The organism is Vibrio sinensis, from assembly GCF_003605645.1.
GTDB lineage: Bacteria > Pseudomonadota > Gammaproteobacteria > Enterobacterales > Vibrionaceae > Vibrio > Vibrio sinensis.
Window position 1 is genome coordinate 1 of sequence record NZ_QVMU01000033.1, and the last position, 22,974, is coordinate 22,974.

Genomic DNA, 22,974 nt, shown 5'->3' on the forward strand with positions numbered 1-22,974 from the left:
TTGAGATGATGTTCTTGGCAAAACTCAGCGGTAATCTGTAACTCTTTAGAAAACTCAGACATAAAAAAATCGGCCTCAACTATGTTGAGACCGATTATGAACCCTGCTCAGGATCGTTCAATTATTTAAAACGATCAGCATTAACCTAATGATCGGCTTTTCTATTTGTGTTTGTTATGAATCGAACGATTACTCTTCTTCCGTCAGTTCTAAATCAACATCTAGCGGCTCTTGAGAAAGAATAATGCCGGTATTGTCAGCGTAAATATAATCTTCGGGTATAAAAGTTACACCACCAAAATTAACCGGGACATCTGTCTCGCCAATACTCTGCTGAGCGGCCCCAACCGGTATTGATGCTAACGCTTGTATGCCAATGCTCATGTCTTCAAGCTCATCAACTTCGCGCACGCAACCATAAACGACAATGCCTTCCCATTCGTTTTCTTCTGCGATCGATGCTAATTCCGCATCAATCAAAGCACGACGCAATGAACCACCACCATCGATAAGCAATACTCGGCCTAAACCATCTTGCTCTAAAGCTTTACGAACTAAACCATTATCTTCAAAACACTTAATTGTCGTAATCTGGCCAGCAAAAGAGGCACTACCGCCAAAATTACTAAACATTGGTTCGACAACATCTACTTGGTCCTGATAGACATCACACAAGGCTGAAGTATTGTATTCCATAGCATTTCGTCTCATACCGATCGTTATCTTCACGAGTATATAGGCTGATTAAGCCATTGCAATGACAAGGCTCAATTAACTCACGAGAGTTTGAGCTATAACCACCCCAGCAAATAATATATTCGTCACCAATGAACACTTAACGACAACAGGCATCATTGGCGCAATCTGCGCTGGTTTTTCTGCTAGCCAAACCGCTTTACCGTGTTTATAGACTACGATAGCACTGATTAAAAATGGCAAACTAAACCATAGTGGGCTTGGTTGTAGAAAAAGGTAGCAGACAAACGCCAATAGCGCGCCACCCAATAAAACAAAGTGGTATTGCTTAGCTCGTTTTTGACCAAGGCGCACAGCCACAGTATGTTTACCGCACTCTTTATCATTTTCGATATCGCGCATGTTATTGACATTAAGTACCGCTACCGCCAATAAACCACAGCCAATTGCTGGTAACGCCAATGAAAAATCGACAATACCTGTGTGAAGGAAATACGTTCCCGCAACGCCCAATAAACCGAAAAAGATAAATACGGAAACATCACCTAGGCCAACATAACCATAAGGTTTATTACCAACGGTATAGGCAATCGCCGCGGCTATTGCCAGCACACCAAGCCCAATAAAGATAAGAATACTATGCCAACTAGTTAGCGCATAAAGAACCAAAGTTAGACCAGCCAACATTGTGAGGACAATATTAATCACAATCGCCTGCATCATCACTTTCGGCGTCACTGCGCCTGATTGAATGGCTCGCATAGGGCCAAGCCGCTGATGATTATCAGTCCCTTTGACAGCATCACCATAGTCATTCGCTAAATTAGACAAAATCTGCAATAACGTTGCCGTCAGGAATGACAAAAACGCCACCATCCAAGAAAAATGGTGACTCGAGAATGCTAATACACTGCCAGTCAAAATAGAGACAAGTGCTAGTGGTAGCGTTTTAGGTCGGGCGGCATCAAGCCAGATTCGTAATGACTGTTTCATATATACCAGTGTAGTGACATATCCCATAATGTGGATTGTGTCACATCAATTAAATAACCGCAAAAACCAAAAAAGGCCACCGAAGCGACCTTTTTCATTATCCATGTGTTGGATTATTTCACACGGCTTACATATTCTGCGCTACGAGTATCAACTCTGATCACTTCGCCAATCGCAATGAATAGTGGTACGCGAACTACCGCACCGGTGCTCAGTGTCGCTGGTTTACCACCAGTACCTTGAGTATCACCTTTTAGACCTGGATCTGTTTCTACAACTTCAAGATCAACAAAGTTTGGTGGAGTAACAGCGATTGGGTTGCCGTTCCAAAGTGTCAACATACAAGTGTTGTTTTCAACAAGCCATTTTGAGCTCTCACCAACTGCTTTCATATCTGCAGCGATTTGCTCAAACGATTCACTGTTCATAAAGTGATAGAATTCGCCATCGCTGTATAGGTAATCTAGATCGATATCCATTACGTCAGCAACTTCTACCGTGTCGCCTGACTTAAATGTTTTCTCTAGAACTTTACCAGAAAGCAGCTTACGGATTCTTACGCGGTTAAATGCCTGACCTTTGCCCGGTTTGACAAACTCATTTTCGAGAATGACACACGGCTCGTTATCAAGCATAATTTTAAGACCGCCTTTGAATTCATTCGTGCTAACAGTAGCCATTTTTTCCTCTTACCATTCTTCGAGTTAAACTTAATGCCGCATATCATAACCCGAAAAGTTGAATCTGTTGAGCAAAACTGGCTCAAACAGCTAGCTAATGGGATCTCTGATCCTGAAAAATTACTAAAAATCCTCGAGATAGATCCAACACCTTGGCGAAAGGGATTTCAAGCTAGGAAGTTGTTTGCTCAGCGTGTTCCACAAAGCTTTGTCGATAGAATGGAAAAAGGCAATCCTCATGATCCTCTTTTGCGCCAAGTATTGCCGTTATCCGAAGAGTTTGAGGTTCATGATGGCTACTCTCAAGACCCACTTGAAGAGCAGGACAATGCAATCCCTGGCTTACTGCACAAATACAAAAACAGAGCGTTAATGATCGTCAAAGGCGGTTGCGCGGTGAACTGTCGTTACTGTTTCCGTCGTCACTTTCCTTACCAAGAAAATCAAGGTAGCAAACGTATTTGGCAAGATGGTTTAGATTATGTCGCGCTTCATCCTGAGCTCAATGAACTGATCTTTTCAGGTGGTGATCCCTTGATGGCGAAAGACACTGAACTTGAGTGGCTTATTGAACGTATCGCGCAAATACCTCATATCAAACGACTACGTATCCACTCTCGATTGCCGGTAGTCATTCCTGCACGTATAACTCCTAAACTCATCGAGCTTCTTTCACAGTCTCGGTTGCAGATGATTCTCGTGACTCATATCAATCACAGTAATGAAATCAATCACGAGCTCAAAGAGGCGTTACAAAAACTCAAGTATGCTGGCGTAACGCTACTCAACCAAGGTGTGTTACTCAAAGGGGTAAATGATACCGTTGGAGCTCAAGTCGCATTGAATGAAACGCTATTTGATGCAGGTATTCTTCCTTATTACCTCCACGTTCTCGACAAAGTTCAGGGTGCGGCCCATTTCTTTGTCTCTGATGAACAAGCTAGAAAAATTATGGCGGGAGTATTAGAGGATACATCAGGTTATTTAGTACCAAAGCTTGCCCGAGAACTTGGTGGTCGCCCGAGCAAGACACCACTCGACTTGCATTTAGAATAATCATAAAAATCAAGCATAAAAAAACCACCTTAATCAGGTGGTTTTTTATATCATGCATTCTTAACGATTAAATTAGAATAGCTCTTCTGCAACCTTGTAAAGGTCATCGCGAACTGGGCGTTTCATATTCTCGATCGCATCGATAATATCGTGATGAACCAGTTGCTCTCGTTGAATGCCGACACAACGGCCGCCATGGCCTTCTAACAATAGGTGAACCGCATAGTTACCCATACGAGATGCAAGAACACGGTCAAATGCAGTAGGACGTCCACCACGTTGAATGTGGCCTAGAACTGTTGCACGAGTTTCACGACCCGTTGCCGCTTCAATCTCTTTTGCTAGTTCGTTCGCATCCATCATCAATTCCGTCAGAGCGATGATTGCGTGCTTTTTGCCTTTATCAATACCATCTTGGATATTATTGATTAGCTGTTGCTTATCAAGGCCAGTTTCAGGCGTAATCATGTACTCACAACCACCAGCAATCGCAGACATCAGAGTCAAGTCACCACAGTGACGGCCCATGATTTCTACGATAGAAATACGTTGGTGAGAAGAAGAAGTATCACGTAGGCGGTCGATCGCATCAATAACTGTATTTAATGCTGTTAAGTAGCCAATCGTGTAATCAGTACCTGCGATATCGTTATCGATAGTGCCCGGTAAGCCAATACATGGGTAACCCATTTCTGTCAGCTTTTTCGCACCCATGTATGAACCATCACCACCGATCACAACAAGTGCGTCGATGCCGTGTTCTTTTAAGTTTTCGATCGCTTTTTCACGAATTTCTACATCTCGAAACTCAGGAAAACGAGCTGAACCTAAAAACGTACCACCACGGTTAATAACATCCGAAACACTTGAACGATCAAGTTGCTTAATGCGACCTTCGTAAAGGCCTAGATAACCATCATACACACCGTAGACTTCTAAGCCTTCAGACAGAGCTGTACGGACAACACCACGCACTGCTGCGTTCATGCCAGGAGCGTCACCACCACTGGTCAAAACACCGATCTTCTTAATCATGCTCACCCTCAACTTTTGGGAATCTTATTTCAATTTTTACGTTAGAGGCTTTCAAAAAGCCCCCAGACCAAATTTTTATAATTGGCTAATATGGTACATTTACTCGTAGGGAATACTACTTTTATTTACGCCAAATTATGTAACTTTTCTACTTATGTAAGAGTATTACAGCTTTGTCATTTTGCTGTTTTGATGCACATCAGTATCACACTAAAATGTTATAACTGTTGAAAAGATAGACAAAGTATGCGCATTTGTCCTACTTTCCTCACTACCATCCTTGCGACTTTTGATTCTTTTCAGCCGCAAAAACGACCGAATACGGATCTTGATGAATCAAGATGTCAGCCTCAGGAAAAGTCTCAAGTAAACGGCGTTCTACTTCATCGGAAATTCGGTGAGCTTCGATTAGAGGAATATTGTCATTTAATTCTAAATGAAGCTGAATGAAGCGGACAGGTCCAGATATACGTGTGCGTAACTGATGAACACCGAGTACGCCATCGACTCCTTGGCAAACAGTACGGATCGTTACTAATTCTTCTTCGGGTAATTGATGATCTAACAGTGTTTGTACCGCTTGACTTACCATTTTAAAGGCGCTGTAAAGGATGAAAAAACCAATCGCTACAGCAAAAACAGAGTCCGCTTGCCCTAAACCAAACCAACTTAAGCCCAACGCAACCATAATCGCCGCATTCATATATAAGTCAGATTGGTAATGGAGTGAATCAGCAGCAATCGCTTGGCTGCCGGTTTTTTTCACGACATGCTTTTGGAATCTGACGAGTGCAAACGTCACCACGATGGCAAAGAAACTGACATAAACTCCATATTGAGGTGACTGAAGTTCATGAGGTCGGAAGAAGCGCTCTATTCCATTTAGAATAAGGAAAACTGCGGATCCGGAGATAAACATCGCCTGGGCTAATGCCGCTAATGATTCCGCTTTACCATGACCGAATGTGTGCTCTCTGTCAGCAGGTTGTAACGAATAACGTACCACCACGAGGTTAATCAGTGACGCACCGATATCTAGCAAGGAATCAATTAAAGAGGCCAGTAAGCTGACAGAGCCGGTTATCCACCAAGCGACCAGTTTTACCACCAGCAATAAGCTAGCAACAATGGTTGCGGTCCAAGCGGCAAGGGTGACTAGGCGTGCATACTCTTGTTTCATATACGGTTATATCTCGATGATCCATTTTCAAATTATAACCAGTCTAATAATAAATTCGTATGAAACCAACAAGGCGACCCAAAATGGTCGCCTATTATTACAATCGAAACGAATATTACTTAGAGAAATGCTTTTGCATTTTATCTTGGCACTTCGTCATACGCTCTTTTTTTAACTCAACATATTGTTCTTTTTGTTCAGGCGTTAAAATGCTCAACATTTGATGCTGTTTCTCAAGCATTTTCACTTTACGCTCTGTTTGTTTTTCAACCATTTGCTTCGCGAGTTCATTGGCTGACGCTTGGTCAAATGTATCCGCTAAAACCAGTTGGTTTACCTGATCTTGCATCGCTTGACGCTCTGCTTGGTGCGCTGCAAACTGCTCTTTATGCTTTTCACGCATCTGTTCTTTACCCGACTCACGCATCTCTTTTAGTTGTGTTTTTTGTGCATCGGTTAAATCAAGCTGACGCCACATGCCACGATCCATACCACACTCCCCATGTGGACCTTTGTCATGACCTTTTCCGCCACCAAATGCGAATGCACTTGTTGTCGCTAAAGTCAGTGGAAGAACAACGGCAGCCAATACAAGTTTCTTAGCATTTTTCATAATCGTACCTTTTATTTCAGTGAGTGAATTGCGCTGTCTTCACAGCACTTGATACTAGATTAATAGTTACTACGTAAAGCAACGTAGATGAAGCGTAAAGAATCGTAAAGACGAATAATTAAGCTCAATATCCTAATCGTTTATCAGTAATATAAGCTTAATGACATTTGATAGAGCAAAATTATGGCGCATATATTATTGATTGATGACGATACTGAACTGACAAGCTTACTCAAAGAGGTATTAAGTTTTGAGGGATTTACCGTATCTGAAGCTAATAATGGCGAAGTGGGCTTAACCATGCTGACCCAAGAAATTGATCTCATCTTATTAGATGTCATGATGCCAGTACTCAATGGCACAGAAACATTAAAGCGTATTCGAGAACAGTGGGAAACGCCGGTACTGATGCTTACCGCCAAGGGTGAAGAAATCGATCGCGTAATAGGCTTAGAGTTAGGAGCGGATGATTACCTACCAAAACCGTTCAGTGACCGAGAGTTACTAGCTAGAATACGAGCTATTTTGCGCCGGACTCAACACTCTGCATCAGTAAAAAGCAGTGATAAGATTGAATATCAGGATATTCAAGTATTCCCTGGAAAGCAGGAAGCTTACTGCCAAGGAAAATTACTCGACCTAACCACCACTGAATTTGCTCTATTAAGTCATTTCATTCAATACCCAGGACAAACCATCACTAAAGAAGCATTAAGCCTCGATGTTCTTGGGAAACGCTTAGCGGCTTTTGACCGAGCGATAGATATGCACGTATCCAATTTACGTAAAAAACTCCCTGAACGCAGCGATGAAAAACCTCGCATTAAAACCCTGCGTGGACGAGGTTATTTATTGGTTGAGGAAGGGTAATGCGCTTTCCTAAAATAACGAGTCTGTATGGGCGTATCTTTGCTATCTTTTGGTTTACCATGTTCTTAGTACTTATTGCGGTACTGTCTTTGCCGCATTTGGACCCAAGAAAACCCCGTGATATCCCAAGCGATCAATTCCAGCGTCTTGAGAAAATAAAACTCAATCTAGAAAAAAATGCGCGGAATGAAACCAATTTAAACCGAATTTTATTTCGTCTAGATGAACCTCGTTCACCTAGAGATTCTCGACCTCGCCTGTTCTTAACCGATACCGATGGCAATATATTAACAACCAAAAAACATAAAGATTATCGCGTGAAAGCGTTAAAGAACTTTATTGCCACCATTAATGATAGTGATACACCACAACAGAAGTTGTATGGTCACTACATGCTGGCTGGTCCACTCCCTATCACTTTGGCTGATCAATCATTACGCTTATATGTTGGTGTAAAATGGAATCAACCACCACCGTTCTTATTGCGCCTATTTGATAAACCATTACAGCTGTTACTTGCCGTCATGATTGTCAGCACTCCCCTGCTGCTCTGGCTGGCATGGGCGTTAAGCCAACCAGCTCGAAAGCTGGAAAGAGCCGCAAGACGTGTTGCCAATGGTGAATTTGCAGTAGATTTAACCTTGGAGAAAGGCACAAGTGAATTTCGCCAGGCCGGTGCAAGCTTTAATCAAATGGTAGAAGCCGTTAATCAGATGATCTCAGGGCAACAACGCTTATTATCTGATATTTCCCATGAACTGCGTTCACCATTAACACGGTTACGAATGGCGACAGCTCTAGCAAAACGCAAGCAAGGTGAAAGCGCAGAATTAACTCGGATTGACACCGAAGCTCAACGCTTAGAACAGATGATTGGCGAACTACTTGAACTTTCACGAATTCAAGTCAACAGCCACTCAGAACGTGAAGAACAATCTGTTGTAAGTTTATGGGAAGCGATTCTTAGTGATGCAGAATTTGAAGCACAACAGCACGGTAAATCCCTTACTTACCCACCAATCCCTGAACGTACGATTACTGGTAACCCAAAACTCTTGATGAGCGCACTAGATAATATTATCCGCAATGCGATTTACTATGGACATAATCATGTTGAAGTCGATATCGAGGCGAGCCGTGATCATATTACTGTTACCGTTGATGACAATGGTGATGGGGTTCCTGAACAAGAGTTAGAGGCGATATTCCGTCCTTTTTATCGTGTATCAACCGCTCGAGATCGTCACTCTGGCGGGACCGGGCTTGGACTTGCCATTACCGAAAATGCGATTCGCCAACACAGTGGAACGATTACAGCCAAACGCAGCACACTTGGTGGTTTACGAATAGAAATAACATTACCGATCAACGCACAGATATAATTTAGCTGGTGTTGCTTACTCTGCGTAACTTCCTATGACAATGGCGGCTTGGACTTATCTAAGTCGCCCATTTATACTGCCAACCTTTCCCTTTCTGAAATTGGCACGTTATGTTTGATATCGCCCTTTATGAGCCTGAAATTGCCCCTAATACGGGAAATATAATCCGTCTTTGCGCTAACTGTGGCGCTAACTTACATTTAATCGAACCGTTAGGTTTTGATCTAGAAGAAAAAAAGGTCCGCCGCGCCGGGTTGGATTATCACGATTTAGCTCGCGTGACTCGCCATAAAAATTATCAAGCATTTCTTGATTATCTGACCAATGAACGCCAAGGTGAGTTTCGATTATTTGCGTGTACGACCAAAACAACAGGTCATCATGTCGATGCAAAATTTCAAGCTGGGGACGTATTAATGTTTGGCCCTGAAACACGTGGCCTACCTGCTGAGATTATTGAAAAACTGCCAATGGAACAACGCTTACGCATTCCAATGATGCCTGATGCGCGTAGCCTAAATCTATCTAATGCTGTCGCGATTATTGCATTTGAAGCATGGCGTCAGATGGGCTTTGACGGAGCTCTGTAATCTCGAGGCTATTAATACGACTCGATAAGATGCAAAAAAGGCGCTGATATAGCGCCTTTTTCTATTGTTAGTCTTGTCTCTCTATAAGCATAAAAGCAGCAAACTCGATCAATTCAATTTGTTGCGGTCATTTCCATCATCTTTACGCTCAAATTCACCCTCAAATGTATTGCTATCATTATCACGTGAATCAAAAGGACCACGATGAAAAGGGTCTTGCTGATATGGATTCTGACCAAATCCGCCCTGAAAACCACCGTGCATACCACTATGCATCGATTTTACGACCATTTTCCCCATCAAGTATTTAGCAATAATCGCTCGTGGAGCTGGCAATAAGATCAACATACCCAATGCGTCAGTCATAAAGCCAGGAGTTAGCAATAAGATCCCAGCTATTGCCAACATTACCCCTTCAACGATTTGTTGAGCCGGTAATTCTCCTTGCTGAAGCTTGTTTTGAACAGACATCAAAGTTTGTAAACCTTGACTACGTACCAATGAAGCACCAACAAATGCCGTGATCAGAACGAGGGCTATCGTTGGCCAAAGACCAAGAAAACCACCCACCTTAATAAATAAACCAATTTCGATGATTGGAACGAAGATAAATAGCAATAATAAGATAGGAAACACAAGCCCTCCTTTGTTGACTTCAGTGTAATTGGAAACCGCTGAGAAGCTCAAATTTATCCTGTAAAAAAGCGTGACTGGTTACGCTTTAGTTTTTCTATTCACAACCTGTTCATAGTTTGAAAAATAATGACGAATAAATAATGAAAAAGGTGATCCAGTTACTATTTTTATGTGTCCAGTACAGTATCATGTGCCACAGAAGACAGGATGGATTACGCAGCCAAAAATTCTGACGAACGGATTCTTTAACCGCGGAATGGCTAGAATATTAATTTATAACCAGAATGATTCACTAAGGATCCTGTTATGACTACCTTAATCGATACCCCTCTAGGCACTACCACTGCAACACGTATTGAAGAAGATCTTCTAGGCCAACGTCACGTTCCAGCAGACGCTTATTACGGCATTCACACTTTGCGCGCAATTGAGAACTTCAACATCTCTAGCATGACAATCTCTGACGTTCCTGAGTTTGTGCGCGGCATGATCATGACGAAGAAAGCAGCAACGCTTGCTAACAAAGAGCTTGGTGCGATTCCAAAAGATGTCGCTGATTATATTCTTGAAGCGTGTGATCTTATCCTTGAAACTGGCAAGTGTATGGATCAGTTCCCATCAGATGTATATCAAGGTGGTGCTGGCACGTCAGTGAACATGAACACTAACGAAGTTATCGCGAACGTTGCTCTTGAGCTAATGGGTAAAGAGAAAGGTCAGTACCAATTCATCAATCCAAACGATCACGTTAACAAAAGCCAATCAACAAACTGTGCGTACCCAACAGGGTTCCGTATCGCTGTATACAACAGCGTACTTAAATTGATTGAAGCAATTGAATACTTGAAAGGCGCATTTGAACTTAAAGCGCAAGAATTCAGTGGCATTCTTAAGATGGGTCGTACTCAGCTTCAAGATGCTGTGCCAATGACTGTTGGTCAAGAGTTCCATGCTTGGGCCGTAACCATCAATGAAGAAATTCGCGTACTTGAGTACACGTCAAAGCTGCTACTTGAAATCAACCTTGGTGCAACAGCTATCGGTACAGGCTTAAATGCTCCTACGGGTTACCAAGCGCTTGCAGTAAAACACCTAGCTGAAGTAACGGGTCTAGAAGTGGTTGCTGCTGAAGACTTAATCGAAGCGACATCTGACTGCGGTGCTTACGTAATGACTCACGGTGCACTTAAGCGCCTTGCGGTTAAACTATCTAAAATCTGTAACGACTTACGTCTACTTTCTTCTGGCCCTCGTACTGGTTTCAATGAGTTGAACCTACCTGAGCTACAAGCTGGCTCATCTATCATGCCAGCGAAAGTAAACCCTGTAATTCCAGAAGTTGTGAACCAAGTTTGCTTCAAAGTACTAGGTAACGACAACACTGTTTCTTTCGCAGCAGAAGGCGGCCAGCTACAGCTGAACGTAATGGAACCAGTTATTGCTCAAAGCGTATTTGAGTCAATTTCTCTACTTCACAATGCGTGTGTGAACCTACGCGACAAGTGTATCGACGGCATCACTGTTAACAAAGAAACGTGTGAAAACTACGTTTACAACTCTATCGGTATCGTAACTTACCTAAACCCATACATTGGTCACCATGAGGGTGATATCGTAGGTAAAATCTGTGCAGAGACTGGTAAGAGTGTTCGAGAAGTCGTTCTTGAGCGTGGTCTTCTAAGCGCAGAAGAGCTAGATGACATTCTTTCCGTTGAAAACTTCATGCATCCAACGTATAAAGCCAAGCGCTACGAATAATCTAAACAAGGGTCCCAGAGGGGGCCCTTTTTTAGCACTCTATTTAGCACGGTTGCTTAAACCGTAGCTCAAAGATGGAATAACTATAATAAATCCATCAAATACAAATCATTACAATTACACGAGGGTCTCACTATGGTGGCAGTTGAACTGTTTGTCGTCCTGCTCTTTATTTTTATAGGAGCGCGTATCGGGGGAATAGGTATAGGACTTGCTGGGGGTGCTGGTGTCATTGCGCTCTCATTAATATTAGGTGTTCCAACCAGCCAAGCTTTTATTCCCGTTGATGTTATTCTCATCATTATGTCGGTAATTACGGCTATCGCAGCGATGCAAGTCGCTGGAGGAATGGATTGGTTAGTTGAAGTTGCTGAAAATTTTCTGCGTAAACACCCTGAACGTATCACTTTCTATGCACCTATCGTCACTTTTCTTATGACGTTAATGGCAGGTACTGGCCATACAGCTTTTTCTACTCTACCGGTTATTGCCGAAGTAGCTAAAGGGCAAGGTATTCGCCCATCTCGTCCACTTTCTATTGCCGTTGTTGCATCTCAGATTGCCATTACCGCATCACCAATCTCTGCCGCTGTTGTCGCTTTCGCTGCGATGTTAGCGCCTAAAGGTGTTGATTACTTAACTCTTCTAGCCGTTTGTATTCCAACGACTTTTATCGCATGTATGATCGGTGCTTTTGTTGCCAACTTCATGGGTAGCGAGTTGAAAGATGATCCTATTTACCAAGAGCGTCTAGAAAAAGGCTTAATCAAACTAAGCAATGTTGAGAAACGCGAGCTCTTGCCAACAGCCAAAACGGCGACATTTATCTTCCTTGCAGCGATCGCCTTTGTTGTATGTTATGCCGCTGCGATTTCCAGTTCTATTGGGTTGATTGAAAATCCAGCCCTTGGTCGAAACGAAGCAATCATGACATTCATGCTTGCAGCGGCAGCAGCTATTGTTGTGGTCACTAAAATTGACGCTTCCAAAATAGCATCTGCTGCAACATTTCGTTCAGGTATGACTGCTTGTGTCTGCGTTCTTGGGGTTGCATGGTTAGGTTCTACATTTGTAAATGCGCATGTAGATGGCATCAAAGAGGTGGCGGGTGAATTACTAGCTGATTACCCATGGATGCTTGCTTTGATTTTATTCTGCGCCTCTATGCTTTTGTACTCACAAGGCGCGACTACCGTAGCCTTAATGCCTGCAGCACTGGCGATTGGCGTTGCACCATTAACCGCAGTTGCGTCTTTTGCAGCCGTTAGTGCACTGTTTGTATTGCCAACTTACCCAACACTACTTGCAGCAGTAGAAATGGATGACACGGGATCCACTCGTATCGGTAAATATGTATTTAACCATCCTTTCTTCCTACCTGGTGTAGCTACAATTAGCTCTGCTGTAGCATTAGGTTTTGCTTTTGGTGGCCTACTTATCTAGCTCTGTGATTATCAAATAAAGGGACTTCGGTCCCTTTTTTTATCTCTGTCGCTAAGTAATCTGAAGTAAACATGGTGATTTAATTCACTATCACTTGAAACTAAAAACCACTCACACCTGTCTTATTGGGTTAAAATGAATCAAATTTACTCAAGTGACTTTTTTATGCGTTTCGCTTTATCGCTCTTATTGCTGTGCACTTCGATCATATCGACGCCAGCTTTCGCATTGTTTGGAAACAATAATAATGCGCCGACATTTGGTGCAAGCACCAATACGTTCGTTCCTGTAAACGAAGCTTTTCCGTTTAGTGCTTACCAACAAGGCAACCTCATTTCCCTTGATTGGCAAGTAAAACCAGACTATTACCTCTACCAAGAACGAATCTCTATCAGCGGTGAGAATGTCAAAATCGGCCCTGTCGACATGCTTAACGGCGAACCGCATAAAGATGAGTTTTTCGGTGATGTTCATATTTATACCGACCCACTTTTCGTTGATATTTCTCTTAGTCAATATCAAACTGGTGCCCGTTTAATTGTTCAATACCAAGGCTGTGCTAAAGCTGGATTTTGCTATCCGCCAGAAACTAGGGTTATTGAACTCACTCCGTTTTCTGATTCAGCAATCGATGCAACAACGGCTGTTGTGAATAACACAACTCAAACACCAAGTGGACAAAACAGTGACACTCTTCAAGTCAGCAAAGATTCAAGTTTAGTATCAAAGCTTGAGAACAATTGGTGGACCCCTATTCTCTTTTTAGCATTAGGAGTTGGTCTTGCCTTTACACCCTGCGTCCTACCTATGTACCCAATTTTAACCAGTATTGTTCTAGGTAATGGCAAGCTATCCCACCGTCGAGCTTTAGCCCTTTCGTTTATTTATGTACAAGGAATGGCTCTAACTTATACGCTTTTGGGGTTAGTTGTCGCCTCGGCGGGAATGCAGTTCCAAGCGGCTATGCAGCATCCTTATGTCCTTATTGGCCTCAGTGTAATGTTCATTGCTCTCGCACTATCTATGTTTGGAGTATATAGCCTACAGCTTCCTAGTAATGTGCAAACATGGCTTAACAATCTGAGTAATAAACAGCAAGGTGGACATACTTGGGGAGCATTTGCGATGGGAGCAATCTCTGGGTTAGTTTGCTCGCCATGCACAACTGCGCCACTTTCTGGAGCACTACTCTATGTTGCGCAAAGTGGTGACTTACTGACTGGTGGTGTGGCTTTATACGCTCTTGCGCTGGGTATGGGGATCCCGTTAATACTCGTGGCCGTATTCGGTAATAAACTGCTCCCTAAAGCTGGCAGTTGGATGGATAAAATTAAAGTACTCTTTGGCTTTATTCTGCTAGCCGCGCCGCTTTTCTTATTGGAAAGAATTCTACCAGAAGCTTGGACAACTGGTTTATGGGCAGCTCTCGGTTTAGTGGCATTTAGCTGGCTATACCATACAAAAAATACGTTACCGTTTGGTGGATGGAAACAAAGTATAGTCGGGATTATTGCTGTCCTAGGTCTTTTTGCGTCCGCACAACCGCTTCTCAACTATTGGTTTGCTCCACAGCATGAAACCGCAACAATACCACAAGTTCAATTTATCAAAGTGAATAATGTCACCGATCTAGAAAAACAATTGGTACTAGCAAAAGAGTCAGGAAAGCCCGTTATGCTAGATTTTTACGCTGACTGGTGTGTTGCCTGCAAAGAGTTTGAAAAATACACATTCCATCACGTTGATGTCGCAAACAAGCTGCAAAACATTGTATTACTGCAAGCCGATGTAACTCGAAACCAAGCACAAGATATCGAGCTGTTAAGCAAAATGAATGTGTTAGGGTTACCAACTATCGAGTTCTGGGATCAGCAAGGAAATCCTCTTCCTGCGGCACGAATTACTGGTTTTATGGAAGCAACACCATTTTTAGAGCATCTAAATCACTACAAACTATAATGTTAGCAACGCCAGCGCACTTCACGCTGGCGTTGTTATTCTTATGAAACATAAGCCAAAAGTCGATTTGGTTCAGACTTTTAGGGTATAAACATTGTCCACACAAGCAAAGGTGACAATAATAAATTTAACCAAATAATCATAAGTGCTTAACGTCATGGATTCGACTTACACCATTATCATCGCCGACGATCATCCACTCTTTCGCAATGCGCTCTTTCAATCCGTCCATATGGCGATAAGTGGTGCCAATCTATTAGAAGCCGATTCTCTCGATGCCTTATTAACCCTTTTAAGCAAAGAAAATGAACCCGATTTATTGTTATTGGATCTAAAAATGCCGGGGGCAAATGGAATGTCAGGCCTTATCCAACTTAGAGCCGAATATCCTGAACTACCGATTGTCGTTATTTCTGCCAGTGAAGACTCTTCAGTTGTCACACAAGTTAAAAGCCATGGTGCTTTTGGGTTTATTCCAAAATCGAGCGATATGCGCGAACTGATCAGCGCCCTCAACCAAGTTCTAGAAGGTGAACCATTCTTCCCAGAGGGATCAATCACCAACAATGCTGCCTGTAACGATCTAGCCCAAAAAATATCAACACTAACACCTCAGCAGTACAAGGTTTTAGGGATGCTTTCCGATGGTTTACTGAACAAGCAAATTGCTTATGAACTCAACGTTTCTGAAGCGACGATTAAAGCGCATATGACCGCTATTTTCAGAAAACTCGGGGTGAAAAATAGAACTCAAGCCGTTATCTTATTGCAACAACTGGAATCGGATACTTAACAGTATATCCATCTATAACATTGAGCTAACTTACGCACACGCTATTTAAGCTACTCTTAAAAGTACTTTTATCCCTCTGTTCACCAACTCTGGGAGTGCCTACATGCTCAGCGTCATCATTACTCAATTCGTCGTTTTATGGGCTGTAATTGATCCTGTCGGATCTGTTCCAGTCTACCTTGCTCAAACCCAACATCTTACTGCCAAACAACGTCGACTGGTCGCTTTAAAAGCCATTGCGATTGCTGCGGGTGTCCTACTGTTTTTTCTTATTGCAGGACAGTTCTTATTAGAAGCTATGCAAATTCCACTTCCTGCATTTCAAGCTGCTGGAGGCTTGGTCTTATTACTTTTTGCTCTTACGATGATTTTTGGTGAGAGCAAACCCGATCAAGAGACCAAGTTGTCTAAAGATATTAGCCATTCTGATCTTGCGGATCTGGCAGTTTACCCACTGGCAATACCATCCATCGCCTCTCCGGGAGCCATGATGGCAATTGTCATGCTCACCGATAACCACCGCTACTCTCTCATGGATCAGAGCATAACCGCTGGGATCATGTTACTAGTACTGCTGTTAACCCTACTGCTACTACTTGGAGCAACCGTCATTCAAAAATGGATTGGTAACGTAGGTGCAGCGATCATCAGTCGCGTTATGGGGCTTATCCTAGCGGCAATTGCTCTTAATAATTTATTATTAGGAATCAAAGATTTTTACGCTCTCTAAGGATTTTTTGGGGAGGCGGCCTAACCTGCATTAGACCTTTGGCTAAATTAACATCCCCTTAACATCACACTATTCAAGTCCATTCTATAAAAACGCCCACTTCTCGGGCGTTTATATCAATACCGATCAAGACTAAAGTTGAAATGAGTTCTTGTCGTCACCTTGCTATTGTAACTCTTGAAACATTTTATTAACAATAAACATGCGTAAGGAGACGGCAATGGCATTTGAAAGTCAGGAACGCGCCAAAGCTTACTGGCAAAAGAACGTAAGACTAATGATCGGACTAATGGTTATTTGGTTTGTTGTATCTTTTGGCTGTGGGATTTTATTTGTTGACCAACTAAACCAATTTCAACTCGGCGGCTATAAACTGGGGTTCTGGTTTGCTCAACAAGGGTCTATTTACACCTTTCTAGGCATTATTTTCTACTACGCGTGGAAGATGAGACAAATTGACCGCGAATTTGGTGTAGAAGAGTAAGGAGCAACTCAGATGGATTTGAAAACAATTACTTACCTAGTTGTAGGGGCGACATTCATCCTCTACATAGGTATCGCAATTTGGGCTCGTGCTGGCTCAACAAAAGAGTTCTATGTTGCGGGCGGCGGTGTAAACCCAATTGCCAATGGTATGGCGACAGCGGCTGACTGGATGTCTGCGGCGTCATTTATTTCAATGGCAGGTCTGATTGCCTTTATGGGATACGGTGGTTCTGTATTCTTAATGGGTTGGACTGGCGGCTATGTATTGCTTGCACTACTTCTTGCTCCTTACTTACGTAAGTTTGGCAAATTTACCGTGCCAGAGTTTATCGGTGAGCGTTTCTACTCAAAGACTGCTCGTATCGTAGCTGTTGTTTGTTTAATCATCGCATCAACGACTTATGTTATCGGTCAGATGAAAGGTGTTGGCGTTGCTTTCGGTCGATTCCTTGAAGTTGATTATTCAACGGGTCTACTTATCGGTATGTGTATTGTATTCATGTACGCTGTAATGGGCGGCATGAAAGGGATTACCTACACTCAGATTGCACAATATTGCGTACTCATTCTTGCTTACACTATTCCAGCAATATTTATCTCTCTGCAACTGACGGGTCATCCACTACCGCAAATAGGTCTAGGGAGTACCATATCAGGAACCGATGTCTATCTACTCGACCGGCTCGACCAAGTGGTCACCGAACTCGGCTTCAGTGAATACACCACACACGTTCGCGGTGACACACTAAACATGTTTGTTTACACCATGTCACTAATGATCGGTACTGCAGGTCTACCACATGTAATCATCCGTTTCTTCACCGTACCTAAAGTACGTGATGCACGAACTTCTGCAGGCTACGCGCTACTGTTCATTGCTATTCTATATACGACAGCTCCAGCTGTATCTGCAATGGCACGTCTAAACCTAATGGATACGGTAAACCCAGCCCCAGGTAAGCACCTTGCTTACGATGAGCGTCCTGATTGGTTCAAAAATTGGGAAAAAACGGGTCTACTTGGTTTTGATGATAAGAACGGTGACGGCCTTATCGAATACACCTCAAGCCCAGCAACTAACGAGCTAAAAGTTGACCGTGACATCATGGTACTGGCTAACCCTGAGATTGCGAAACTACCTAACTGGGTTATCGCCTTAGTTGCCGCTGGTGGTCTAGCTGCCGCACTATCAACCGCAGCTGGTCTACTTTTGGCAATATCTTCTGCGATATCTCATGACTTGATTAAAGGCGTGATCAATCCAAATATCTCGGAGAAGAAAGAGCTGATGGCAAGTCGTATTGCAATGGCGGTGGCCATCGGGGTCGCAGGCTATCTAGGGCTCAACCCACCTGGCTTTGCCGCCGGTACGGTGGCTCTGGCATTTGGCTTGGCAGGGTCCTCTATCTTCCCTGCATTGATGATGGGTATCTTTAGTAAGAGCATCAACAAAGAAGGCGCAATTGCCGGTATGGTTGCAGGTATTACCATCACGCTATTCTACGTATTCCAACACAAAGGCATTCTATTCGTTGCTGATTGGACATACCTAAAGAGCTGGGGTAGCAACTGGTTCTTCGGTATTGAGCCAAACGCATTCGGCGCAATTGGTGCACTATTCAACTTCATCGTGGCATTCGCTGTATCTCGTGTAACAGCTGAAACACCGCAAGAAGTAAAAGATTTAGTCGAACACGTACGTGTACCAGCAGGTGCTGGCGACGCAGTTGACCACTAAAATCTAATCCAAACCACAAAAGCCCCTACGGGGGCTTTTTTATTCAAGCAACTCTGTTTATCTTGTATCAATCTGAATAAGTGATTGCCCAGCACATCACACTAGGAATGCAACCGACAATCCACTCTTAATTGTTCGACACTTACGTTATTAATGAGTAGAAACACACCATTACTTAACCAAATTGGTATACATTTTAGCCCCGAAACCGTAGCTGCAAGGAAGCCTCTATGTTCAAAAACAAGCACATTCTCATTGCGCTGTTAGTCGCCCCTATTCTTTCTATTCTCGCCTATGTCGGCACAGACCTCGCTCTCAGTGAAAAGCCACACGCAGCCAAAGAAGGCCAAGAATATAAATTAGTCAGCAAATCGAATTGTCGCTATACCAGTGGTTTATGCGATATGGCAAATGGCGAATTCAAAGTACAATTTCGCTCAGAAGCACTCTCAAGTTCCGACCTGACTCTCTCGCTCAAATCAAAATTTGCTTTAGATGGGGTAAAAGTTTCTTTAGTGGATAGTGAAGATCAAACTGCACCCCCAATCAATATGAATGCAATAGACAGCTCGAATTTAAATTGGAATGTTGTATTACCTGCACCTAAATCCGATCAAAGCTGGTTAAGAGTTGCCATTCAAGCTGATGGCACTGTCTATTATGGTGACACACAAACGGCTTTTGTTACCTACGAAACACTCTTCACTGAAGACCATAAAGCCCAATAAATATAAGGTCTGGGGCTTCCAAAGACCCAGACCTATCCTTTCTTCTACAGCCATTCAAATACAAGCTAATTTTAAAGACTCATCGCTTGATTCAAGAATGCTCGTAACTTAAGTGGTTTCACTGGTTTAGGTATAAAATAAAAACCATTTGATTCAATACCATCCATCATATCCTGTGTCCTATCGGCACTAATAATAACGCCCGCAAAGTTATCACCAAGACGCAATCGGCATTGTTGCAGAACTTCCAAGCCTGTTCGTCCATCGTTTAGACGAAAATCAGATAAAACCACATCAGGAACCCAGTCACTATCGATAGCCTGTAAACTAGAGACAATATCTTCAGCGGTTCGAACGTTGCACCCCCAACGATCCAAAAGACTTTTCATTCCAACTAAAATATCCGGTTCATTATCGACACATAACACATTCAAATGACTAAGATCGAATACCGCTTCTTGAGGAGCTTGTACTGGTGAAAGAACTTCCTGCATCGCTTGGTTCAGCGTGATGGAAAACACACTACCTTGGCTCGGCCATGATCTCATTGAAATTTGATGTCCAAGAACGCTAGCAATACCTTTTGAGATAGCTAAACCTAGACCGAGTCCTTGATCGGCACGCACTTGTGATCCTCGATTGAACTCTTCAAAGATTTCTTGCTGCTTATCTTCATCAATACCCATACCATTATCCCAAACTTCAATTCTGGCTTGTTCGCCAACACGACGCACGCCAAGTACAACTTTGCCATTGGGGCTATAGCGAAATGCATTGGTTAAGAAATTCTGTACAACGCGACGTAATAATTTAGGGTCTGATTGAACCAATAAGTGACTACGTACCATGGTAAATTCAATCCCTTGTTGTTTTGCTAAGGCACTAAATTCTGCATCTAAATTGGCTAATACATCATTAATAGCAAATCCTTGTACGTGAACATCCAACTTACCCGACTCCAAACGAGAAATATCCAGCAAGTCTCCAATCAAATCCTCCGCCGCACCTAACGCACTTTCGATATAATTAGAGAGCTGCTGAGTTTCGCTATCTTTCGCGACTTCAGAAAGAGAAGAAGCGAACAACCTAGCTGCATTGAGGGGTTGCATTAAGTCATGACTCACTGCAGCTAAAAAACGAGATTTAGATTGTGATTCCAACTCTGAACGCTGAGTCGCAACTACCAACTGCTGATTCAATTGTTCAAGTTCTCGAGTCCTTTCATGGACTCTTTCCTCCAAGGTTTCATTCGCATCTTTAAGCGCCTGTTCCGCCTCTCTAAATACTGTGATATCCGTAAAGCTCATAACAAATCCACCGCCAGGCATTGGGTTACCTTGTACCTCAATCACTCGACCATCTGGTCTAATTCTTGAAGAGGTATGTCGGGATCCTTGTTCCAAATGATAAATACGACGTCGAACATGCCCCTCCGGATCCCCTGGCCCACACAAGCCTTTCTGAGCGTTATGGCGAATAACATCCGCAATAGGGCGTCCCACTTGAATTAACCCTGCTGGGAAACCAAACAACTCTAAGTAACGTTGGTTCCAAGCAACAAGACGTAATTGCTTATCCACTACCGCAATACCTTGCCCTATATGTTCTATCGCGCCTTGCAGTAAGCCGCGACTAAAATCATACAATTCAGATGCTTCATCAACGATGGTTGCCACTTCCTCAAGCTGCATATTTCTACCCTGCAAAGCAGAAGTAAGTACTAACTTAGCTGAAGAAGCACCAAACACCCCAGCAAGGACGCGTTCTGTGTGACGAATAAGAGTAGAGGGGGCCTGTTGGTTTGGCATCATCGTTTCACGCTGCTGACTCCAGTATTGCTTAAATGCCGTTCGAACCCGTGGGCGACCGACAAAACGGGAGGCAAGCATCTCTAACTCACCAACAGTAACGCGGCTTTGATAGAGACTGATGTTTTCACTTTCAGGTAATGGTGTTCCGACAAAGGATGCCGATTGTAAGCGTTCACTTAAGCTAGAACGAGTGACCAACGAGACCAAAACATAACAAAGGGCATTCGCTGCAATGCTTAAAACAATCCCCCAATCAGAGTTTGTTACTCCCCATCCATCAAGAAAATGAGGCGGAGTAATTAGCCACAGTAAGAAGTTATTTGTTGCGTCTCCTGCCAACATATCTGTTTGGCTCATCAACGTAATCAACCACAAGGTAAAGCCGAATGCGAGGCCAACATAGACCCCCTTTCGATTCCCTTGTCGCCAATACATTCCGCCAATTAAAGCGGGGGCAAACTGACTAATAGCCGCAAAGGAGAGAAAGCCAATTGCCGACAGTGAATGAATAGAGCCCAGAGCTTGATAAAAACCCCATGCACCAAGCAATAACAACAAGATGAGTGCGCGACGAATAATGATCAGCAAACCAGAGAAATGACGATGTGTGCGCTGAGACAAACGCATGCGACGCAATAAAAGGGGCATCACTAAATCGTTTGATACCATAATTGCCAATGCAATTGTAGAAACGATCACCATTCCACTCGCCGCCGATGTTCCCCCAAGAAACGCGAGTAATGCAATATCAGTAGCCCCAACTGCCATGGGTAAACTGATGACATAAGTATCGGGACTCACTCCATCTAACATTCCTTGTCCAACCCATGCGATAGGCAAAACAAAAATCCCCATCAAGACTAGATACAAAGGAAAAACCCAACGAGCAGTATGCAGGTCTTCTGCTTGTTCGTTCTCAACCACCATGGTATGGAACTGACGTGGAAGACAAACGATCGCCATCATAGTTAATACCGTATGAATCACTAAGGTCGGAATGTTAGGTGGTTGGTAAGTCTGACTGGCTATCTCAGCGATATTTATCTCTGGACTTTCTAAAGCGAGAAAAAGAATAAAAATACCTACGGCAAGAAAAGCCACCAGCTTAACGACAGATTCAAATGCAACCGCCATCATCATTCCTCTATGATGCTCGGTATTGTCGATGTGACGTGTACCAAACAGCATAGTGAACGCGGCTAAAGCAACAACGACGAACGCCGATACATCGATGCCTTGCTGAGCTAAGTTTTGCTGAAACTCAGGTGCAACAATATCAAGCCCAAGAGTGATTCCACGTAGTTGCAATGCGATATATGGCAAAATACCAACCACTGCAATAATAGTGATGACCACCGCTAGCCCTTGTGATTTTCCATATCGAGCCGCGATAAAATCTGCAATTGACGTGATGTGCTCTCGCTTAGCGACTAAAATCAATCTTGCCAATATTCGCCAACCAAAGGTAAACACAAGAATTGGTGCGAGATAGATTGGTAAAAAAGCCCATGGATTACTGCTTGCCTGCCCCACTGTTCCATAGAAAGTCCACGAGGTACAATACACGGCAATGGATAAGCTGTAGATCCAAGGTCGCCATTTGGCTAGCCAACTGACACGCTTATCACCGTACCAAGCAATTAAAAACAGTAACCCTAAGTACATTAGAGAAACAGGAATAACCAGCCATCCTTGCATTCGACATCCTTATCAAATAGAAGACAATAAAAAACCTCTCCATCCACAAACGGGAATGAAGAGGCTTCATTTAACTAGGGATAACTTTTCAACTCAATC

The 22,974-nt window shown here is 43.1% G+C and carries 20 protein-coding genes; 12 read left to right on the forward strand and 8 right to left on the reverse strand.

Annotation, left to right across the window (positions count from 1 at the left end; all coding sequences use genetic code 11):
- Positions 1 to 189: 189 nt before the first annotated feature.
- The 3 genes from rraA to efp form a co-directional block, all read right to left on the reverse strand.
- Positions 190 to 696, reverse strand: a complete 507-nt coding sequence (gene rraA / locus DZ860_RS21410; protein WP_120035084.1) for a ribonuclease E activity regulator RraA — start codon at positions 694 to 696, stop codon at positions 190 to 192.
- A 75-nt stretch (positions 697 to 771) separates the two neighbouring features.
- A complete protein-coding gene (locus tag DZ860_RS21415) occupies positions 772 to 1,689 on the reverse strand; it encodes a 1,4-dihydroxy-2-naphthoate polyprenyltransferase (RefSeq protein WP_120035086.1) in 918 nt (305 codons plus the stop codon).
- Positions 1,690 to 1,802: 113 nt separating this feature from the next.
- Complete coding sequence (gene efp / locus DZ860_RS21420; RefSeq protein WP_120035088.1) at positions 1,803 to 2,369, reverse strand: elongation factor P; 567 nt, start codon at positions 2,367 to 2,369, stop codon at positions 1,803 to 1,805.
- A gap of 33 nt (positions 2,370 to 2,402) precedes the next feature.
- On the opposite strand from efp, the gene epmB reads away from it, so the two are divergent.
- Positions 2,403 to 3,425: an EF-P beta-lysylation protein EpmB gene (epmB, locus tag DZ860_RS21425; RefSeq protein ID WP_120035090.1), complete on the forward strand. Its 1,023-nt coding sequence runs from the start codon at positions 2,403 to 2,405 to the stop codon at positions 3,423 to 3,425.
- Between the two features lie 72 nt (positions 3,426 to 3,497).
- Here the strand turns inward: epmB and pfkA are convergent, their stop codons facing one another.
- The 3 genes from pfkA to DZ860_RS21440 all read right to left on the reverse strand — a co-directional run bounded on the left by pfkA (position 3,498) and on the right by DZ860_RS21440 (position 6,253).
- A complete protein-coding gene (gene pfkA, locus DZ860_RS21430) occupies positions 3,498 to 4,460 on the reverse strand; it encodes a 6-phosphofructokinase (protein WP_120035092.1) in 963 nt (320 codons plus the stop codon).
- A gap of 271 nt (positions 4,461 to 4,731) precedes the next feature.
- Complete coding sequence (gene fieF, locus DZ860_RS21435) at positions 4,732 to 5,640, reverse strand: CDF family cation-efflux transporter FieF (protein ID WP_120035094.1); 909 nt, start codon at positions 5,638 to 5,640, stop codon at positions 4,732 to 4,734.
- 115 nt (positions 5,641 to 5,755) lie between these two features.
- Positions 5,756 to 6,253, reverse strand: coding sequence for a CpxP family protein (locus DZ860_RS21440; RefSeq protein ID WP_120035096.1), 498 nt, complete (start codon positions 6,251 to 6,253; stop codon positions 5,756 to 5,758).
- Positions 6,254 to 6,436: 183 nt separating this feature from the next.
- On the opposite strand from DZ860_RS21440, the gene DZ860_RS21445 reads away from it, so the two are divergent.
- The 3 genes from DZ860_RS21445 to trmL all read left to right on the forward strand — a co-directional run bounded on the left by DZ860_RS21445 (position 6,437) and on the right by trmL (position 9,095).
- Complete coding sequence (locus tag DZ860_RS21445) at positions 6,437 to 7,123, forward strand: response regulator (RefSeq protein WP_120035098.1); 687 nt, start codon at positions 6,437 to 6,439, stop codon at positions 7,121 to 7,123.
- Positions 7,123 to 8,505 carry an envelope stress sensor histidine kinase CpxA gene (gene cpxA, locus DZ860_RS21450; protein WP_120035100.1) on the forward strand — a complete coding sequence of 461 codons (1,383 nt, stop codon included), beginning with the start codon at positions 7,123 to 7,125 and terminating at the stop codon, positions 8,503 to 8,505. The genes DZ860_RS21445 and cpxA overlap by 1 nt, the downstream gene beginning before the upstream one ends.
- A 110-nt stretch (positions 8,506 to 8,615) precedes the next feature.
- Positions 8,616 to 9,095 (forward strand): tRNA (uridine(34)/cytosine(34)/5-carboxymethylaminomethyluridine(34)-2'-O)-methyltransferase TrmL, encoded by a 480-nt coding sequence (trmL, locus tag DZ860_RS21455; protein WP_120035101.1) that lies wholly within the window; start codon positions 8,616 to 8,618, stop codon positions 9,093 to 9,095.
- A gap of 108 nt (positions 9,096 to 9,203) precedes the next feature.
- On the opposite strand, the gene DZ860_RS21460 is transcribed toward trmL, so the two are convergent.
- A complete protein-coding gene (locus tag DZ860_RS21460) occupies positions 9,204 to 9,731 on the reverse strand; it encodes an FxsA family protein (protein ID WP_120035103.1) in 528 nt (175 codons plus the stop codon).
- A gap of 306 nt (positions 9,732 to 10,037) precedes the next feature.
- Here DZ860_RS21460 and aspA point away from each other — a divergent pair, with 306 nt between their 5' ends.
- From aspA to DZ860_RS21500, 8 genes are all read left to right on the forward strand, one after another.
- The gene (gene aspA, locus DZ860_RS21465; protein WP_120035105.1) at positions 10,038 to 11,489 is read left to right on the forward strand and encodes an aspartate ammonia-lyase; all 1,452 of its coding nucleotides are present in this window, start codon (positions 10,038 to 10,040) and stop codon (positions 11,487 to 11,489) included.
- Between the two features lie 135 nt (positions 11,490 to 11,624).
- The gene (locus DZ860_RS21470; RefSeq protein WP_120035107.1) at positions 11,625 to 12,932 is read left to right on the forward strand and encodes an anaerobic C4-dicarboxylate transporter; all 1,308 of its coding nucleotides are present in this window, start codon (positions 11,625 to 11,627) and stop codon (positions 12,930 to 12,932) included.
- A gap of 165 nt (positions 12,933 to 13,097) precedes the next feature.
- A complete protein-coding gene (locus tag DZ860_RS21475; protein WP_120035160.1) occupies positions 13,098 to 14,891 on the forward strand; it encodes a protein-disulfide reductase DsbD in 1,794 nt (597 codons plus the stop codon).
- A 157-nt stretch (positions 14,892 to 15,048) separates the two neighbouring features.
- Positions 15,049 to 15,684, forward strand: coding sequence for a response regulator transcription factor (locus DZ860_RS21480; protein ID WP_120035109.1), 636 nt, complete (start codon positions 15,049 to 15,051; stop codon positions 15,682 to 15,684).
- Between the two features lie 103 nt (positions 15,685 to 15,787).
- Positions 15,788 to 16,414, forward strand: a complete 627-nt coding sequence (locus DZ860_RS21485) for a MarC family protein (RefSeq protein ID WP_120035111.1) — start codon at positions 15,788 to 15,790, stop codon at positions 16,412 to 16,414.
- A 220-nt stretch (positions 16,415 to 16,634) separates the two neighbouring features.
- A complete protein-coding gene (locus tag DZ860_RS21490; RefSeq protein WP_120035113.1) occupies positions 16,635 to 16,898 on the forward strand; it encodes a DUF4212 domain-containing protein in 264 nt (87 codons plus the stop codon).
- Between the two features lie 12 nt (positions 16,899 to 16,910).
- Complete coding sequence (locus DZ860_RS21495) at positions 16,911 to 18,638, forward strand: sodium:solute symporter family protein (RefSeq protein WP_120035115.1); 1,728 nt, start codon at positions 16,911 to 16,913, stop codon at positions 18,636 to 18,638.
- A 230-nt stretch (positions 18,639 to 18,868) separates the two neighbouring features.
- On the forward strand, positions 18,869 to 19,366 hold the full coding sequence (locus DZ860_RS21500) for a hypothetical protein (RefSeq protein WP_120035116.1): 498 nt from the start codon (positions 18,869 to 18,871) through the stop codon (positions 19,364 to 19,366).
- A 71-nt stretch (positions 19,367 to 19,437) separates the two neighbouring features.
- Here the strand turns inward: DZ860_RS21500 and DZ860_RS21505 are convergent, their stop codons facing one another.
- Positions 19,438 to 22,875 carry a hybrid sensor histidine kinase/response regulator gene (locus tag DZ860_RS21505; RefSeq protein WP_120035118.1) on the reverse strand — a complete coding sequence of 1,146 codons (3,438 nt, stop codon included), beginning with the start codon at positions 22,873 to 22,875 and terminating at the stop codon, positions 19,438 to 19,440.
- Positions 22,876 to 22,974: the final 99 nt, after the last annotated feature.

What these genes read in the sequence shown, in the direction of transcription:
- rraA (WP_120035084.1), bottom strand. Translation starts at nt 696, where the DNA reads ATGGAATACAATACTTCAGCCTTGTGTGATGTCTATCAGGACCAAGTA.
- DZ860_RS21415 (WP_120035086.1), bottom strand. Translation starts at nt 1,689, where the DNA reads ATGAAACAGTCATTACGAATCTGGCTTGATGCCGCCCGACCTAAAACG.
- efp (WP_120035088.1), bottom strand. Translation starts at nt 2,369, where the DNA reads ATGGCTACTGTTAGCACGAATGAATTCAAAGGCGGTCTTAAAATTATG.
- epmB (WP_120035090.1), top strand. Translation starts at nt 2,403, where the DNA reads ATGCCGCATATCATAACCCGAAAAGTTGAATCTGTTGAGCAAAACTGG.
- pfkA (WP_120035092.1), bottom strand. Translation starts at nt 4,460, where the DNA reads ATGATTAAGAAGATCGGTGTTTTGACCAGTGGTGGTGACGCTCCTGGC.
- fieF (WP_120035094.1), bottom strand. Translation starts at nt 5,640, where the DNA reads ATGAAACAAGAGTATGCACGCCTAGTCACCCTTGCCGCTTGGACCGCA.
- DZ860_RS21440 (WP_120035096.1), bottom strand. Translation starts at nt 6,253, where the DNA reads ATGAAAAATGCTAAGAAACTTGTATTGGCTGCCGTTGTTCTTCCACTG.
- DZ860_RS21445 (WP_120035098.1), top strand. Translation starts at nt 6,437, where the DNA reads ATGGCGCATATATTATTGATTGATGACGATACTGAACTGACAAGCTTA.
- cpxA (WP_120035100.1), top strand. Translation starts at nt 7,123, where the DNA reads ATGCGCTTTCCTAAAATAACGAGTCTGTATGGGCGTATCTTTGCTATC.
- trmL (WP_120035101.1), top strand. Translation starts at nt 8,616, where the DNA reads ATGTTTGATATCGCCCTTTATGAGCCTGAAATTGCCCCTAATACGGGA.
- aspA (WP_120035105.1), top strand. Translation starts at nt 10,038, where the DNA reads ATGACTACCTTAATCGATACCCCTCTAGGCACTACCACTGCAACACGT.
- DZ860_RS21470 (WP_120035107.1), top strand. Translation starts at nt 11,625, where the DNA reads ATGGTGGCAGTTGAACTGTTTGTCGTCCTGCTCTTTATTTTTATAGGA.
- DZ860_RS21475 (WP_120035160.1), top strand. Translation starts at nt 13,098, where the DNA reads ATGCGTTTCGCTTTATCGCTCTTATTGCTGTGCACTTCGATCATATCG.
- DZ860_RS21480 (WP_120035109.1), top strand. Translation starts at nt 15,049, where the DNA reads ATGGATTCGACTTACACCATTATCATCGCCGACGATCATCCACTCTTT.
- DZ860_RS21485 (WP_120035111.1), top strand. Translation starts at nt 15,788, where the DNA reads ATGCTCAGCGTCATCATTACTCAATTCGTCGTTTTATGGGCTGTAATT.
- DZ860_RS21490 (WP_120035113.1), top strand. Translation starts at nt 16,635, where the DNA reads ATGGCATTTGAAAGTCAGGAACGCGCCAAAGCTTACTGGCAAAAGAAC.
- DZ860_RS21495 (WP_120035115.1), top strand. Translation starts at nt 16,911, where the DNA reads ATGGATTTGAAAACAATTACTTACCTAGTTGTAGGGGCGACATTCATC.
- DZ860_RS21500 (WP_120035116.1), top strand. Translation starts at nt 18,869, where the DNA reads ATGTTCAAAAACAAGCACATTCTCATTGCGCTGTTAGTCGCCCCTATT.
- DZ860_RS21505 (WP_120035118.1), bottom strand. Translation starts at nt 22,875, where the DNA reads ATGCAAGGATGGCTGGTTATTCCTGTTTCTCTAATGTACTTAGGGTTA.